General features: G+C 72.2%; 17 protein-coding genes and 1 riboswitch. Of the genes, 5 read left to right on the top strand and 12 right to left on the bottom strand.

Annotation, left to right across the window (positions count from 1 at the left end; all coding sequences use genetic code 11):
• Window positions 1–25 precede the first annotated feature (25 nt).
• Entirely contained in the window at window positions 26–1,165 is a 1,140-nt protein-coding gene (locus MKK53_RS14365) for a glycosyltransferase (protein WP_243929378.1), read from the top strand.
• 7 nt (window positions 1,166–1,172) lie between these two features.
• Here MKK53_RS14365 and MKK53_RS14360 read toward each other — a convergent pair whose 3' ends face one another.
• Window positions 1,173–1,505: a flagellar protein FlaG gene (locus tag MKK53_RS14360; RefSeq protein WP_243929377.1), complete on the bottom strand. Its 333-nt coding sequence runs from the start codon at window positions 1,503–1,505 to the stop codon at window positions 1,173–1,175.
• A 267-nt stretch (window positions 1,506–1,772) separates the two neighbouring features.
• On the opposite strand from MKK53_RS14360, the gene MKK53_RS14355 reads away from it, so the two are divergent.
• Window positions 1,773–2,366, top strand: a complete 594-nt coding sequence (locus MKK53_RS14355; RefSeq protein ID WP_243929376.1) for a TY-Chap domain-containing protein — start codon at window positions 1,773–1,775, stop codon at window positions 2,364–2,366.
• A gap of 19 nt (window positions 2,367–2,385) precedes the next feature.
• Here the strand turns inward: MKK53_RS14355 and thiC are convergent, their stop codons facing one another.
• Window positions 2,386–4,275, bottom strand: a complete 1,890-nt coding sequence (thiC, locus tag MKK53_RS14350) for a phosphomethylpyrimidine synthase ThiC (RefSeq protein WP_243929375.1) — start codon at window positions 4,273–4,275, stop codon at window positions 2,386–2,388.
• 69 nt (window positions 4,276–4,344) lie between these two features.
• Window positions 4,345–4,448, bottom strand: a riboswitch (TPP riboswitch).
• Window positions 4,449–4,637: 189 nt separating this feature from the next.
• On the opposite strand from thiC, the gene MKK53_RS14345 reads away from it, so the two are divergent.
• Complete coding sequence (locus tag MKK53_RS14345) at window positions 4,638–5,009, top strand: HNH endonuclease (RefSeq protein WP_243929374.1); 372 nt, start codon at window positions 4,638–4,640, stop codon at window positions 5,007–5,009.
• A 7-nt stretch (window positions 5,010–5,016) separates the two neighbouring features.
• Here MKK53_RS14345 and MKK53_RS14340 read toward each other — a convergent pair whose 3' ends face one another.
• The gene (locus MKK53_RS14340; RefSeq protein WP_243929373.1) at window positions 5,017–5,259 is read right to left on the bottom strand and encodes a PilZ domain-containing protein; all 243 of its coding nucleotides are present in this window, start codon (window positions 5,257–5,259) and stop codon (window positions 5,017–5,019) included.
• A 40-nt stretch (window positions 5,260–5,299) separates the two neighbouring features.
• Window positions 5,300–5,833 carry a hypothetical protein gene (locus tag MKK53_RS14335; protein WP_243929372.1) on the bottom strand — a complete coding sequence of 178 codons (534 nt, stop codon included), beginning with the start codon at window positions 5,831–5,833 and terminating at the stop codon, window positions 5,300–5,302.
• A gap of 293 nt (window positions 5,834–6,126) precedes the next feature.
• On the opposite strand from MKK53_RS14335, the gene MKK53_RS14330 reads away from it, so the two are divergent.
• Complete coding sequence (locus MKK53_RS14330) at window positions 6,127–8,328, top strand: transglycosylase domain-containing protein (protein WP_243929371.1); 2,202 nt, start codon at window positions 6,127–6,129, stop codon at window positions 8,326–8,328.
• A gap of 12 nt (window positions 8,329–8,340) precedes the next feature.
• Here MKK53_RS14330 and MKK53_RS14325 read toward each other — a convergent pair whose 3' ends face one another.
• A complete protein-coding gene (locus MKK53_RS14325) occupies window positions 8,341–9,180 on the bottom strand; it encodes an aldo/keto reductase (protein WP_243929370.1) in 840 nt (279 codons plus the stop codon).
• Between the two features lie 165 nt (window positions 9,181–9,345).
• Here MKK53_RS14325 and MKK53_RS14320 point away from each other — a divergent pair, with 165 nt between their 5' ends.
• Window positions 9,346–10,419: an adenylate/guanylate cyclase domain-containing protein gene (locus MKK53_RS14320; RefSeq protein WP_243929369.1), complete on the top strand. Its 1,074-nt coding sequence runs from the start codon at window positions 9,346–9,348 to the stop codon at window positions 10,417–10,419.
• Between the two features lie 205 nt (window positions 10,420–10,624).
• Here the strand turns inward: MKK53_RS14320 and MKK53_RS14315 are convergent, their stop codons facing one another.
• The 7 genes from MKK53_RS14315 to MKK53_RS14285 all read right to left on the bottom strand — a co-directional run bounded on the left by MKK53_RS14315 (window position 10,625) and on the right by MKK53_RS14285 (window position 14,767).
• Complete coding sequence (locus MKK53_RS14315) at window positions 10,625–10,876, bottom strand: BrnA antitoxin family protein (RefSeq protein ID WP_243929368.1); 252 nt, start codon at window positions 10,874–10,876, stop codon at window positions 10,625–10,627.
• 8 nt (window positions 10,877–10,884) lie between these two features.
• Window positions 10,885–11,211 (bottom strand): hypothetical protein, encoded by a 327-nt coding sequence (locus tag MKK53_RS14310; RefSeq protein WP_243929367.1) that lies wholly within the window; start codon window positions 11,209–11,211, stop codon window positions 10,885–10,887.
• A gap of 213 nt (window positions 11,212–11,424) precedes the next feature.
• Complete coding sequence (locus MKK53_RS14305) at window positions 11,425–12,402, bottom strand: energy transducer TonB (RefSeq protein ID WP_243929366.1); 978 nt, start codon at window positions 12,400–12,402, stop codon at window positions 11,425–11,427.
• A 4-nt stretch (window positions 12,403–12,406) separates the two neighbouring features.
• Complete coding sequence (locus MKK53_RS14300) at window positions 12,407–12,904, bottom strand: ExbD/TolR family protein (RefSeq protein WP_243929365.1); 498 nt, start codon at window positions 12,902–12,904, stop codon at window positions 12,407–12,409.
• Window positions 12,905–12,945: 41 nt separating this feature from the next.
• Entirely contained in the window at window positions 12,946–13,635 is a 690-nt protein-coding gene (locus MKK53_RS14295) for a MotA/TolQ/ExbB proton channel family protein (RefSeq protein ID WP_243929364.1), read from the bottom strand.
• 139 nt (window positions 13,636–13,774) lie between these two features.
• Window positions 13,775–14,245, bottom strand: a complete 471-nt coding sequence (locus MKK53_RS14290; protein ID WP_409564333.1) for a Tat pathway signal protein — start codon at window positions 14,243–14,245, stop codon at window positions 13,775–13,777.
• A 36-nt stretch (window positions 14,246–14,281) separates the two neighbouring features.
• Window positions 14,282–14,767: a hypothetical protein gene (locus tag MKK53_RS14285; RefSeq protein WP_243929363.1), complete on the bottom strand. Its 486-nt coding sequence runs from the start codon at window positions 14,765–14,767 to the stop codon at window positions 14,282–14,284.
• Between the last annotated feature and the right edge of the window lie 7 nt (window positions 14,768–14,774).

The raw sequence follows: 14,774 nt of genomic DNA, 5'->3' as shown, positions 1-14,774 counted from the left end.
CCCTCGGCGCGAACGAGACGCCCCGATGCCGAGCCCCGCCCCGACTCCCACCGCCGTGGTCGCGGTTCCGGTGCGCAACGAGGCCGAGCGGATCGCGGCCTGCCTGCGCGCCATCGACGGGCAGGAGGGGATCCCCGCCGGCGCGCTGGGCGTGGTCCTGTTCCTCAACAACTGCACGGACGGGACCGCGGCGATCATCGCCGGCCTGCTGCCCTCGCTGACGGTGCCGGTGCGGGTGCTGACGGAGGATTTTGCCGGGGCCCATGCCGGGTGGGCCCGGCGCCGGGCCATGGACGCCGCCGCCGCGTGGCTCGGGGAGGGGGGTGCGATCCTGTCCACCGACGCCGACAGCCGCGTTCCGCCGAACTGGGTGGCGCGCACCCTCGCCGCCCTCGCCGCGGGGGCGGATGCCGTCGCGGGGCGGGTGGAGCTCGATGTCGAGGAGGGCAAGCTGCTCCCCGACTCGCTCCACGCCCGCGGCCGGCTGGAGGACCTCTACGACGCGCTGATCACCGAGGCGGAGGCGCGCATCGATCCCGATCCGCACGATCCCTGGCCCTGCCACCGCACCACCATCGGCGCGACGCTCGCCGTCACCCGTGACGCCTACCTCGCGGTGGGCGGCATGCCGGAAATCCCCCTCGGGGAGGACGGCGCCTTCATCGCCCGGCTGATCGCCCACGGGATGCGCGTCCGCCACGCCACCGATGTCTGCGTGACGATCTCGGCCCGCCTCACCGGCCGGGCGCCGGGGGGCGTGGCCGACACGATCCGCTCCCGCTGCGAGGAACCGGACGCCCTGTGCGATGCGCGGATGGAGACGTTCCCGCGCTGCGTGCGCCGCTATCTCTGGCGCGCGAAGTTCCGGCGGATGCACGGAACGGGCGCGCTCTCCCGGGACACGGCCTGGGCGATGTGGCTCGGCATCGCGCCCGCCGACGCCGCCCGCATCGCCGCGCTGCCCCTCGGCCACGCCATCTCGGAGGCCGAGAAGGCGAGCCCCCGTCTGGCCTATCGGCCGATCGGCCCGCGGCAACTGCCGGGGCAGATCCGCCTCGCGCGCCTCGCCCTCGTGCCGATCCGCATCCTCACGGGGCTGCGGGACACGGCGAAGCCCTCCGGCGCGGCGGCATCCGTCCCGCCGCCGCTCAGCCGGACCGCGTGATCCGCCCTCAGGCGACCCGCGAGAGGTTGCCGCTCCCGGCGGATTGGGCGCCGGTCTGGGCATAGGCCCGGTGGCGCAGGGCGGCCTCGCTCGGGAGCTGGTCGATCACGTCCCCGGAGGTCTGATCGACCACCTGGAACACGATGGCCCTCGTATCGATGTCGCGCACGAAGCGCGCCTCGTGCGCATCCTTGCCGATATCGACCTTCACGGCCGGTTCGAGGGAATTGGACGGGGTCGCCGTCGATTCGGGGGTCGGGGCGGCTGGTGCCGCAGTGGCGGCCAAGGCGTCGAGGCCTTGCGGCCCCTGCGCGACGCCGGAAATCGTTCTCATGTCCATGACAGGCTCCTTCGATCCTGTGATGGAAGGATTGCACCATCTCGCCATTAAGCGGCGCTTAATTCCGACATGCCCTCGGCTGAACCGACAGGCAGTTTCGAATTCGCAATGAAGAATTCGTGAACGGTCCGATAAAATTTCGCGTGACTTTCAGCGGTTGCGCCCTGCGCGTGAATGATCAGCGAGCAATACAACTGCTGGAACACTGGCTCGGCGCCCATCGGCTGCTTAGGATCCGACCGTTCCTCCGATTCGGCGTCCCTTCCCATGACCGCCACGTCCGCCCACCGCCGCCGGATCGCGCGTGCGGTCCGTCGTCGAGGCCTGTGGCGACTCGTCCCTGCCTCCGCCGCCCTGATCGGCGCGGGCATGCAGCCGGCGGCGGCCGACGCGATGCAGCATGCGGCGTTCATGGCGAAGTACCGGTGCCCGGTCGTGGCGGTCCTGACCGAGATCCACCTTCGGGGGCCGGTCGGCCGCTCGTGGAACCGGTTCCTCTCCCTCAGCCTGCGGGGGGTAGCCCAGAGCTACGTGCAGTGCATGTTCATCGAGCGCGACACGGCCATGTACTGCGAGGCGTCCTCGGGCGCCTACGGCCCCGCGACGGATCAGCCGTTCCACCTCGTCCCGCCGGAGGAGGCGCGGGCCGCCCTGCACAGGCTCGGCTACCGCCAGAACGATCCGTCGCGAAACTACGAGCGGATCCTCCCCCTCGGGACGCCTCCGAATGTCGGCCTCGCCGCCGACCTGATGCTGGCGGCGCTGTTCCACGCCTACGGCGCGCGGGATTGGTCCACACTCGAGGTGGAGGCCCCCAGGGGCGGGGATGCCGCCCTGAGCTGCGGCGCGCCCGTGTCGTGACGGGCGCGCCGGGGCCGCCTCACTCGGCGGCGTCGACGTAGAGCTTGCCACCCTCGGCCAGGAACTCCCGCGACTTCTCGCGCATCCCGGCCTCGGCCTCGGCCTGCGACATGGCGGGGGCCTGGCCGATCACCTGGCCGGCCTCCTCCATCGCCAGAACCTCGGCGCGCAGGTCCTGCGTGATCTTCATCGAGCAGAACTTCGGCCCGCACATCGAGCAGAAATGCGCGACCTTGTGGGCGTCCTTGGGCAGCGTGGCGTCGTGGTAGGCGCGGGCCGTGTCGGGATCCAGGGAGAGGTTGAACTGGTCCTCCCAGCGGAAGTCGAACCGGGCGCGGCTCAGGGCGTCGTCGCGCAGCTGCGCGGCGGGGTGGCCCTTGGCGAGGTCGGCGGCATGGGCGGCGATCTTGTAGGTGATCACGCCCACCTTCACGTCGTCCCGGTCCGGCAGGCCGAGGTGCTCCTTCGGGGTGACATAGCAGAGCATCGCCGTGCCGAACCAGCCGATCATCGCCGCGCCGATGCCGGAGGTGATGTGGTCGTAGCCGGGGGCGATGTCGGTGGTCAGCGGGCCGAGGGTGTAGAACGGCGCCTCGCCGCACTCCCGCAGCTGCTTCTCCATGTTCACCTTGATCTTGTGCATCGGCACGTGGCCGGGGCCCTCGATCATCACCTGACAGCCCTTGTCCCAGGCGATCTTGGTGAGCTCACCCAACGTCTCCAGTTCGGCGAACTGGGCGGCGTCGTTGGCGTCGGCGATGGAGCCCGGCCGCAGGCCGTCACCCAGGGAGAACGACACGTCGTAGGCCCGCATGATGTCGCAGATCTCGTCGAACCGCTCGTAGAGGAACGATTCCCGGTGCCCGGCGAGGCACCAGCGCGCCATGATCGAGCCGCCGCGGGAGACGATGCCGGTGACCCGGCGCGCGGTGAGCGGAACGTGGGCGAGGCGCACGCCCGCATGGATGGTGAAGTAATCGACGCCCTGCTCGGCCTGCTCGATCAGCGTGTCCTTGAACACCTCCCAATCGAGCTTGAGCGGATCGCCGCCGACCTTCTCCAGCGCCTGATAGATCGGCACGGTGCCGATCGGCACGGGCGAGTTGCGGATGATCCACGAGCGGATGTTGTGGATGTTGCGGCCGGTGGACAGGTCCATCACCGTGTCCGCGCCCCAGCGGATCGACCAGACCAGCTTCTCGACCTCTTCCGCCGCCGAGGAGGTGACGGCCGAGTTGCCGATGTTGGCGTTGATCTTCACCAGGAAGTTCCGGCCGATCGCCATCGGCTCCACTTCGGTGTGGTTGATGTTGGCGGGGATGATCGCCCGGCCGCGGGCGATCTCGTCGCGCACGAATTCCGGGGTGATGAAGGGCGGCACCGCCGCACCGAAATTCTCGCCGTCGGCCAGCGCCGCCTCGGCCCGGTCGAGCATCCGCTCGCGGCAGAGGTTCTCGCGGGAGGCGACGTAGATCATCTCCTCGGTGACGATCCCGGCGCGGGCGAACTCGTACTGCGTCACCATCTGGCCGGGGGCGGCTTTGCGCAGCGTCCGGGTGGCGGGGCAGGGGGCGACGAGCTTGTCCGCCGAGGCGAAGCCGTTATCCTCGGGCTTCACGGCGCGGGGCTCGGCCACGGCGTAGCCGCGGGCCTCGATCCAGGGGGCGCGGACCTGGGGCAGCCCGGCGGACAGGTCGATGCGCGCGTCGGTCTCGGTGTAGGGGCCCGACGGATCGTAGACCCGCACCGGCGCCTCGTTCGGATCGCTCAGGACGATCTCGCGGAAGGGGACGCGGATATCCTCCCGTCCGGCGACCGCCGCGTAGACCTTGCGCGAGCCCGTGACCGGCCCCGTCGTCACGGTCTCGGGGCTTCCCTTCACATCCTTGGGCAGCACGGGTGCGTTCATCTGGCCTCTCCTGGCGCTGGAGCGGTCCAATTGCGCGACGACGATGGGAGAAAGACACGGCTTCCGAAGAAAGCCGCAGGTTCCCGTCCCTCCGCCGGTACGAACCGGATCAGGTTCAAGGGTCAGGGCTTTCACCCAATCTCAGCCCGGTCTGGGCCCCCCTCGGAACGCCGGGAACCTCTGTGGTTTGCCGGATGATGTCAATGCCGCCGGGTTCGGCCGGGTGACAGCGCGTCCCGCTCCCGCCTCCGGGGCGTCGCCTGGGCCCCCCACCGGGCGCCCGGCCGGCGCGACATCGGCGGCGGTGGCGTGGGTGGGGGCCGCGCCGCTAGGCTCGCGGCGATGGTGGGAGAGGCGAGACCTTGGGCAGACGCGAACGCCTGTGGCGCGACGACGATCCGGAGACCCACGGCCCCCAGGCCGCCGCCCCCGTCATCTGTCCGCTGTGCGAGCGCCCGATCCCGCGGGGCGCGAAATCGAGCCTGCACCATCTGACGCCGAAGCTGAAAGGCGGCACCCACCGGGGCACGGTGCGGCTGCACCAGGTCTGCCATTCGGCGATCCATGCCCGCTACAGCGAGGCGGAGATCGCCCGGCGCCTCGCCGATACCGAGGCCCTGCGGGCCGACCCGGAGCTCGCCCGCTTCGTCGCCTGGGTCCGCACCAAGCCCGACGACTTCCACGCCCCGACCCGGCCGACCCGGGACCGCCGGGCGAGCCGGCGGAAGGACTGAGCCTCCCTCAGGCGAAGGTGATGCCGGCGCGCTTCTCCCTCTGCCATGCGACCGTCGCCCCGCGGAACGGCGCCTCCGGGGAGAGGCGCACCCGGACCTCCTTGGGCAGATCGAGGGGCGTCTCGATCTCGATCAGCGCCCCCGTGTCGTTCACGTCCCAGACGAGACAGTCGACCTGCCCTTCGGCGGTCTCGATCGCGCCGAAGGTGAAGGCGTTGCGGCGGTAGGCGCCGCGCCGGTCGTCGGACATCCCGTGCCTCCCTCAGATCCGCGGTGGCGAACCGGCCGGCTCACTCGTCGTCCGGCACGCTGCGGTAGCGGCGGCGCGGCGGGGCATCGTCGTAGTCCTGGCGGGGCCGCTCGTACCGGGGGTCCGCGTCCCGGCGGGGGCGGTCGTCGTACCGGTCGCGGTCGTCGCCCCTGGAGCGGTACTCGTCGCGGGGGCGGTACTCGTCACGGGGGCGGCCATCGTCCCGGTCGTCCCCGCGCCGGCCGCGGCTGTCGTCCCGGTAGCGGCCGCCGCCGCCATTGCCCGTGAGGCGCGGCGCATACCAGCAGCTCTTGGGCTGGCCGGGGGCCGGGTCGCCGAAGCTCTGGACGTTGCAGGGGATGCTGCCGCCCTGCGGGAACGGCCGGCCGTGGGTCTTGCCCGGCACACCGAAATAGACGTTCGTCGGGTAGGGCATCCGGCACACGCCGCCCTCCTGCGCACAGGCGATGGTGTTCACGGTGTCGAGGCGGATCTCGGCCTGCGCCGGCCGGCCGGCGAGGAGCACCGGCCCGAGGCCCAGCGCCGCCGCCGCGATAAGGGTGACTGCCCGCACGATATCCGTTCTCCTGCCCGAGACGGCGCGCACCATAAGGTTACGCTCGCGCCGAAACCAGGGGCGGCCGATGGGAATAGTGTTGTCGGCCCGCCCCGAAAGATGGCCCCGGATCCGGCGCCGGGACCCTTAACGGCCCCTTAAACCGCCGCATTTAAATCGTCTCAGAACGCGCCCATCGGACCGCCGCGGCGAGGCGGGGATGGGCTTCCAGGGCGGGTTGTGCGACGGCGCGGGACTGAGGAGCGGTCCCCCGCGGGAACGCGGTCGGACGGGCTTCGTAGCGGGTATCGATGGCGCAAAAGCGTGGCAGGGGCGAGCCGAATTTCGATGTGCCGGAAGGCCGTCCCGGCCAGCGCGGCGACCTCGACCTGCGCCTGTCCCGCGAGGACCGGGCCGGCGGCGCGGAGGCGAGGAGCGAAGGGCGCGTGGGCAGGCAGACGGGCAAGCGATCCACGGCGTCCCGCGGGGCCTCCGCGGGCAGGGGCGCGTCCGGCCGGGGCTCCGCCCGCCGCAAGCCGCGGCGGTCCTGGATCGGCCGCATCGTCTATGGCGGCGTGGTGCTCGGCCTGTGGGCGCTGATCGGCCTCGCCGGGCTTATCGCCTACCACGCCTCGCAGCTCCCGCCGATCGACCAGCTCGCCGTGCCGAAGCGGCCGCCGAACATCGCGATCCTGGCGAGCGACGGCTCGCTCCTCGCCAACCGCGGCGAGACGGGCGGGCGCGTGGTCTCGATCAAGGAGCTGCCGCCCTACCTGCCCCGGGCCTTCGTCGCCATCGAGGACCGGCGCTTCTACGGCCACATGGGCATCGATCCGGTCGGCATCGTCCGGGCCATCGCCCAGAACCTGACCCGGCGGGGCGTCGCCCAGGGCGGCTCGACGCTGACGCAGCAGCTCGCCAAGAACCTGTTCCTGACGCAGGAGCGGACGGCCTCCCGCAAGATCCAGGAGGCGATCCTCGCCCTCTGGCTGGAGCACAAGTACACCAAGGACGAGATCCTCGAACTCTACCTGAACCGCGTCTATTTCGGCGCGGGCGCCTACGGGGTGGAGGCCGCGGCCCAGCGCTATTTCGGCAAGCCCGCCAAGGACGTGAGCCTCGCCCAGGCGGCGATGCTCGGCGGCCTCGTGCAGGCGCCCTCGCGGCTCGCGCCGAACCGCAACCTCCCGGCCGCCCAGGCCCGCGCGGCGCAGGTGCTGGCGGCGATGCAGGAGCTCGGCTTCGCCTCCCCGCAGGACGTGAAGGTCGCCCTGGCGCAGCCGGCCAAGCCCGCCGGCATCCGCGGCGGCGGCTCGGCCAACTACGTCGCCGACCTCGTGATGGACGTGCTCGACGACTACGTCGGCAAGTTCGACACCGACATCACGGTGCAGACCACCGTCGACACCGCCCTCCAGGCCGCGGCCGAGCGGGCGCTGGTGGATGAGCTGAACAAGCAGGGGGCGCGCTACAATGTCGGCCAGGGCGCCCTGGTCTCCATGCGGCCGGACGGGGCGATCCGCGCCCTGATCGGCGGGCGGGATTACGCCCAGAGCCAGTTCAACCGGGCGACCACCGCCAAGCGGCAGCCGGGCTCGTCGTTCAAGCCCTTCGTCTACCTCGCCGCCGTCGAGCGCGGGGCGACGCCCGACACGGTGCGCGAGGACGCGCCGATCAAGATCGGCACCTGGGCGCCGGAGAACTATTCGCACCGCTACGAAGGTCCGGTGACCCTGCGCACGGCGCTGGCCCACTCCCTCAACACGGTGGCGGTGCGGCTCGGCCAGGAGGTCGGCCCGAAGGCGGTGGTGCAGACCGCCCAGCGCCTCGGCATCACCTCCCCCCTCCAGGCCAACGGCTCCATCGCCCTCGGCACCTCGGAGGTCACGCTGCTCGAGATGGTCGGGGCCTACGGCGCCTTCGCCAATGGCGGCATGGGGGTGATCCCCTACGTGGTGTCCTCGGTGAAGGGCGCCGACGGCAAGGTGCTCTACAAGCGCACCGACAGCGGCCTCGGCCGGGTCATCGACCCGAACGCGGTGGGCATGATGAACGCCATGATGCACGAGACCTTCGTCTCGGGCACCGCCAAGAAGGCCGATCTGCCGGGCTGGGATCTCGCGGGCAAGACCGGGACCACGCAGGAGTACCGCGACGCGTGGTTCATGGGCTACTCCGGCAGCCTCGTGACCGGCGTCTGGCTCGGCAATGACGACGGCGATCTGACCAAGAAGGTCTCGGGCGGCAACCTGCCGGCCGACATCTGGAAGACCTACATGGCCCAGGCGCTGAAGGGGCAGACGCCCGTGCCGCTGCCGGGGCTCAACCGCTGGCGGAAGGCGCCGGAGACGACCGCCTCGGTCGCCAATGCCAGCCCCGCGGGCGTCCTGAACCAGATCTTCGGGGATGCCATCGCCCCCGCGGCGCAGCCCGAGGCGCCGGCCCGCCGCGCCGGGCGGCAGCAGCGCGCCGAGCCGAACTTCTTCGAAAAGCTGCTCGGCCTCGGCGAGTAGGGGCGAGGGCCCCTACAGCATCGGCAGGATCCGCGGGCGCGGCCCGCGGGGGAAGTGCGCGTCGATCAGGGCGATCTCGGCGGCGTTCAGGTGGATTTCGGCCGCCCCGGCATTCTCCACAGCCCGCTCCGCCCGCGCCGTCTTGGGGATGGTGAAGACGTTCGGTAGCCGCAGCAGGAAGGCCAGGACGACGGCGTGGGGCGAGGTGCCGTGCGCGTCGGCGATGCCCTGCAGCACCTGACCGCCGGGGCTCGCCGGTTCCGGGAAGTCACCGCTGCCGAAGGGCGAGTAGCCCACGAGGGCGACCCCGTGCGCCGTGCACCAGGGCAGCACCGCATGCTCGATGGCCCGCTCGGTGGGGCAATAGTACACTTGGTTGCAGGCGATGCGGTCCGGCCCGGCGATGGCCAGCAGGCGCTCCAGGTCGTCCACGTCGAAGTTGCTCACCCCCCAGGACAGGATCTTGCCCGCCCGCCGGAGGTCCTCGAAGCCCGCCACGGTCTCGGCCAGGGGATGGCTGCCGGGCCAGTGCAGCAGGTAGCAATCGATGCGGTCGGTCCGCAGCCGGCGGAGCGACGCCTCGCAGGCCCGCGCCACGCCCCGGCGCGTGGCGTTGCTCGGCACCACCTTCGAGACGAGGAAGATCTCCTCCCGGCAATCCGCCATCGCCTCGCCGACGATGGCTTCCGCCTCGCCGTACATCTCGGCGGTGTCGATATGGGTCATGCCGGCATCGACCCCGGCGCGCAGGGCGCGCACGGCGGCCTCCCGCTCGGCACCGTCGATTCGCCAGGTCCCCTGGCCGATGACGGGCACCGCCACGCGTGCCGCCCCAAAGCCTCTCGCGTGCATGCCGCCGCCTCCCCGGTCACACCGCTCAGCCGGCGGCTCGCCGCACGCCTTACTCACGCCATCATGGCCGGGTGAGCAAGGCCCCGACGCGATGCGCGTCCGTAGACTTTAGGCTAGGGTCGAAGCCGTGTCCTCTGCGCCCGACACGAATTGCGAGGTGCGTTGATGCTGCCACCTCACCGCTGGTTCTGGGTGCTCATCGTCCTCGCGGCGGGCGCGGCCGGGCTCCTCTACAACTTCATCTTCGCCGCGGGCGCCTCGCCGTTCGCCGGCCTCACCTATGGCCTGTGCATGGGCGGGGCCGTCCTGGCCTTCGACCGGGGGCTGATCCTCGCCGGGCTGCAGGCGAAGATCCGCCGCTGGCCGGCATGGGCCTACGTGCCGGCGGCCGAGTTCGCCTACGTGCTGATGATCGCGGCCGGCTGCGCGCTCGGCGGCGCCGTGGTCTGGGCGCTCGGCCTCACCAACGACAGCCTCACCACCGCCACGCGGCTGACGCCCCGGGTGCTCGCCTACTCCCTCGGCGTCTCGGCGATGCTGGTCTTCGTGATCCGCATGCGCGACCTGATCGGCGGGGAGGTCTTCGTCAACTTCATGATCGGCCGCTACCACCGGCCGGTGGAGGAGGAGCGCATCTTCCTCTTCCTGGACGTGGTCGGCTCCACCGCTTTCGCGGAGGCCCATGGCGACCTGCGGGCGCAGGAATATCTCGGCGCGGTCTTCGCCGCCCTGGCCGAGCCGGTGCGGCGGCACAACGGCTCCGTGGACGACTATATCGGCGATCTCGCCATGATCACGTGGCCGATGGACCGGGGCCTGACGGACGGCAAGTGCATCGCCTGCCTGTTCGCCGTCCTCGACCGGATCGAGGCCGACGCGGAGGCCTGGACGGCGCGGTTCGGGACGGTGCCGCGCCTGCGGGCGGCGCTGCACGGCGGCTCGGTGGTGACGGCGGAAGTGGGCGTCGACCGGCACAAGATCGCCTATTTCGGCGATGCCGTGAACGTCACCTCGCGGATCGAGGCCCTGTGCCGGCCGCTGGGCGTCGGCATCCTGATCTCGCAGGATCTCCTGGACCGCCTCGGGGGCCTGCCGGCCGGCATCCGGGCGCGGTCTCTGGGCTCGCATGCCCTGCGGGGGCGGGGCGCGCCCCTCACCGTGGCGACCCTGGAACGCGGCCCGGCCATCGGCGCCCCGGCCGCGGCCCAGGCGGCCCTGCGGCTCGCCGCCATCCACTGACGGGCCGACGGACGATGGCCGCGCCGCCGCTATAAGCGCGCTCCACGGCCGGCATGCGGGAGGCGGTCCGGGGAAGCGGGCCATATGCGGACGTGGCGCGTCCCCGCATCGCTTCGCGGGCCTCGCGACGGCGGCAGGGGCATCGACCTCCCGGCCGCGCCGTCAGGTCAGGGGCGTTCTTCCGCTCGATCAGGGGTCGCGGCGGTCAGCCCTCGCGGGCGACGAGGGCCTTGAGCGCCGCATTGATGCGGTCCTGCCAGCCGGGGCCGTCCTTCTGGAAGTGCTCCAGCACGCTGGCATCCAGGCGCAGGCTGACGGACTCCCGGACCCCCGGCGCGGCCACGGGGGCGGCGGGAGCGGGCGAGGCCGCCACCGGCTTGGTGGTCGCCTTGCGGAAGGCCGCCTCGGCGGCGGCCCGGGCGTCGGTGGGGCGGCGGCGGTCGCGGGTCTCCACCATGTCGTGATTCAATCCTTCTTGGCCGACTTGCGCGCGGCTGTCTTGCGGGAGCGTTCCTTGGCCGCCTTGGCCTCGTCGGCCTCCTGCTTGGCGGTGGCGGCGGCCTGGGCGTCGGACGCCTCCTTGGCGAGCCGGAGCGAACGCAGGCGCTTGGTGCGCTCGTCGACGGCGACCTGCGCGGCGAGGTGTTCCGCCATCGCGGCGGCGCCTTCGCGGGCCATGCGCTCGGCACGCTCGGCGCGCTCGGCCTTGTTCTCGGCCCGCAGGCGCGCCTCGGTCTCCGCGGCGCGGATCTCCTCCGCCTCGTCGAGGTCGGTTTCGGCTTCGTCGCTCATTGGTTCCCTTTCGTCCCGCCCCGGGCGATGACAGCCGTATCGGGGACGACGCGGCGATCAGGGCAGGTCCGGCCGGTTCGAGGAGGGGGGAGAGTGGGGCCGGATATCCCCGCCCACCCCAAACCGCCGGATGGCGACCAGTTCGGGCCGGAATGTTACGCCCTTTAGCATGTCCACAATGGGTCTGGCGAATCCGGACGTCCCGAACACTTCTCAACGCACACGGTAATTCAGCGGGATGGTCACGGAGAGGCTCTGCTGCGTGACGCCAGCGGGCGCCGCCGGCAGGCCGCCCCGCACCGCCGCGAGGGCGGCGCTGTCGATCTGGCCGACGCCGCTCGACCGGGCGAGGCCGGCGCTGCTGACCGAGCCCGAGCGCATCACGGTGAAGCGCACCACCGCCGTCCCGCCCGCCGTGCCGGTGGCGGCGCCGGGGTTCATGCGGCCATGGATCGCGGCGCTGATCGCCCCGGTCCACTGCCGCATGGCGCTCGGGTCGCTGCCGGCCGCCGCGCGGCCCGCGGAGCTCTGCCGGCTCGCGGCCGCGGAATCCCGGGTCTCGCCCTGGCGGGCCAGGGCGGCCTTCGTCCGGGCCTCGCGGGCGGCCTTGGCCTTCGCCTCCTTGGCCTCGCGGATCTCCTCCAGCCGCTCCCGGCGCTCCTCCTCCTTGCGCTTCTCCTCCCGGATCTTGCGCAGGCGAGCCTCCTTCTCGGCCTTGAGCTTGGCGAGGTCGGGCTTCGGCTGCTCCGGCTCGACGGGCTTGGCGATCTCCTCCGGCGGCGGCGCGAGCGGCTCGGCCTGCTCGGCGGTGGAGGTCACGATCTGGCTCTGCGCCTCCATCGGCTGAACCTCCGTCGCGGCGACGGGGGGCGCGTCCTCGGGGGGCACCTCCGCCATCGCGGTGGGCGGAGGCGGCTGGGTCGCCTCCTCGACGGGCTCCTCGATCGGCTTCGCCTCGGGCGGGGCGGCCTGGACGGCCTGCTGCTCGGCGGCGGCCTGGGTCGGGGCCTCGGTCATCACGGGGGCGAGGTCGATCGTCACCTGCTGTTCGCCGGTGGGCGCCGGGGGCGTCAGCCGCAGGTACATCACCGCCGCGAGGGCGAGGCCGTGCAGCGCCAGCGCCACGAGGAAGGCGGGCAGCAGGGCCGACGGGCGGCGGGGCGGCAGGTGCGTCGAGGTCAGCGCGGTCATCGGCTCAGGGCGCGGTGGGGGCGGAGGCCGGCGAAGGGGCGGAAGCCGGGGAGGCCGAGGGGCCGCCCGGCGACTGGGCGACGAGGGAGACCTTCGAAAACCCCGCCTGGCCGACGAGGCCCATGACCTCCATGACCTTGCCGTAGGGCACGTCCCGGTCGCCGCGGACCAGCATCACCTGGTCGTTGTTCTCGGCGGCCATCTCGCGCAGGCGCGGCAGGATGCTCTCCATCGTGAACACCTCCTTCGCGATGGAGGGGTTGCCGTCCTTGTCGACGGTGATCTCCAGGGGCTTCTTGGCCTGGGCGACCTTGGGCGCCGAGGTCTTGGGGAGCTGCACCGGCACGCCGGTCGTCATCAGCGGCGCCGCGACCATGAAGATGATCAGCAGCACCAGCATCACATCGACCATCGGCGTGACGTTGATGTCCGCCATCGGGGCCGCGTCGAGGCCGTCCTCGTCGCCCGCGCCGTCGCCCGACCGGCTCGTGACCATCGCCATGCTCTCTCTCCGTCTTCCCGTTCCGCCGCCCGTCCCCCGGCCTATTCGGCCGCGGCGCGGTGCTGCCCGGCCCGGTCACGGGCGAGGCGGTTGCCCAGGAGGGAGATGCTGGAGGCGAAGGCGCTCTGGACGCCTCCGACATCGCTGGTGAGCTTGTTGTAGGCCATCACCGCCGGGATCGCGACGACGAGGCCGATGGCCGTGGCGAACAGGGCCTCGGCGATGCCCGGCGCCACCACGGCCAGGGATGTGTCCTGGCTGCGGGCGATGGACGAGAACGAATTCATGATGCCCCAAACGGTGCCGAACAGGCCGACGAAGGGGGCCGTGGAGCCCGAGGTCGCCAGCAGGGACAGGCCGGCCTTCAGCCGCTTCATCTCGATGGCCAGGGCCCCGCGCATGGCGCGCTCGATCCGCTCCCGGCGCTCGGCGCGGGTCTCGGTCTGGTCCTGGTCGCGCCACGCCTCCACCGCCGCCGAGGCGACGTGGCCGGCGATGCCCTTCAGCGCCGGATCGATGGCGCCGCCGGAGCGCACCATGGCCTCGAACGCCTTGGCCTGCCGGCGGGCGGCGGCGAGGCGCACGATCTTCTCGAACACCACGGTCCAGCAGGCGATGGAGGCGATGATCAGCAGGATCATCACGCCCTTCACGATCGGGTCGGCCTGCAGGAAGAGGCCGAGGAACGAGAAGTCGTGGGCGTCGATCGGTGCGGCCTGGGTCGGATCCATGTCGGGCTCCTCGCGTCGGGACTAGGGCGTCGGGTGTCTGCGGCCGGCCCCGCGGCCCGCGACGCGCGCCACCGTCAAAGCCGGATGCGCCCGGGCGGCAGCCGCCCGGGCGCGAAAGTCTCGGTTCGGCCCGTCCGCCTCAGCGGTCGAACGGGATGCCCGCCTTGCTGTCGATCTCCGTGCGGTCGAGGCAGCTCTCGCGGGCGCCCTCGGCCCCGTCGCAGGCGAGGATATCGTTGAGCAGGATCCGGCCGATCTTGGGGCAGGCGATGCCCTGGAAATCGAACAGCTTCACGATGGTCTTGCGCGCCGCGACGGGCCCGAGCTCGACGGTCACGCGCTTCTGCGCCACGCCGTCGGTGTCGAAGGCGAACAGGTCGACCTTGTAGCTCTTCAGGGCACCGCCACGCCCGTTGTCGACCACCATGGTCGCCCGGCAGGCGTCCCCCGCGGGGTCGAGCTTGTTGAGCTGGAGCTTGATCGGCGCCGGCTTCTCGCCCGCCGCCTCCTGGGCCGCCGCCGGGGCGGCGAGGGCCAGGGCGAGGACGCCGGACACGAGGGCGGAGCGGATCGCCGCGCCGCGCGGATGGAGATGGCCCCGGTCAAGCACTGTCGAATATCCCTCTCGTCGTGTCCGTTCGCGGTCTCAATGGAGGACGCCCGCCCCGCGGCATGCGGGTGCGAGGCGCACCGCCGCCGCATCGATGGTCTCGGCGGCCGCGCAGACCGCCGCCGTCAGGCGCGGCGCCGCCTCGCGCCCGGCCAGCGCGGCGGCCTCCTGCGCCACTTCGTCCCAAGCCCCCCGGCGGCCCCGGCCGATCAGGGCGACGAGGGCGCATTCGTGCCCGGTCAGGCGGCAGCAGCTCGCGGGCATGAACGACCAGTCGCCGTCGTGCTCGACCCGCAGCGCCCGCACGATGCCGACCATCCCCGCCACGAAACGCCCGCCCTCATGGGAGCCGAGCAGTTCCTCGGCGCCGTTGAAGGCGGCGTCCCAGCAGGCCACGTCGCCGGTCATGTAGCCGGCCGCCACGAAGCGGGCCACGGAGAGGGCCAGGATCTCGGCCTCGTCCCGGCACGCCTCGGCGACGCGCCGCAGGGGATTGCGGGCATTCGGGACCGACGGTTGCAATCGCACC

The organism is Methylobacterium sp. J-076 (assembly GCF_022829405.1).
Lineage (GTDB): Bacteria > Pseudomonadota > Alphaproteobacteria > Rhizobiales > Beijerinckiaceae > Methylobacterium.
Note: the sequence above shows the minus strand (reverse complement) of the source record. Positions and strands in the feature narration are given on the sequence as shown.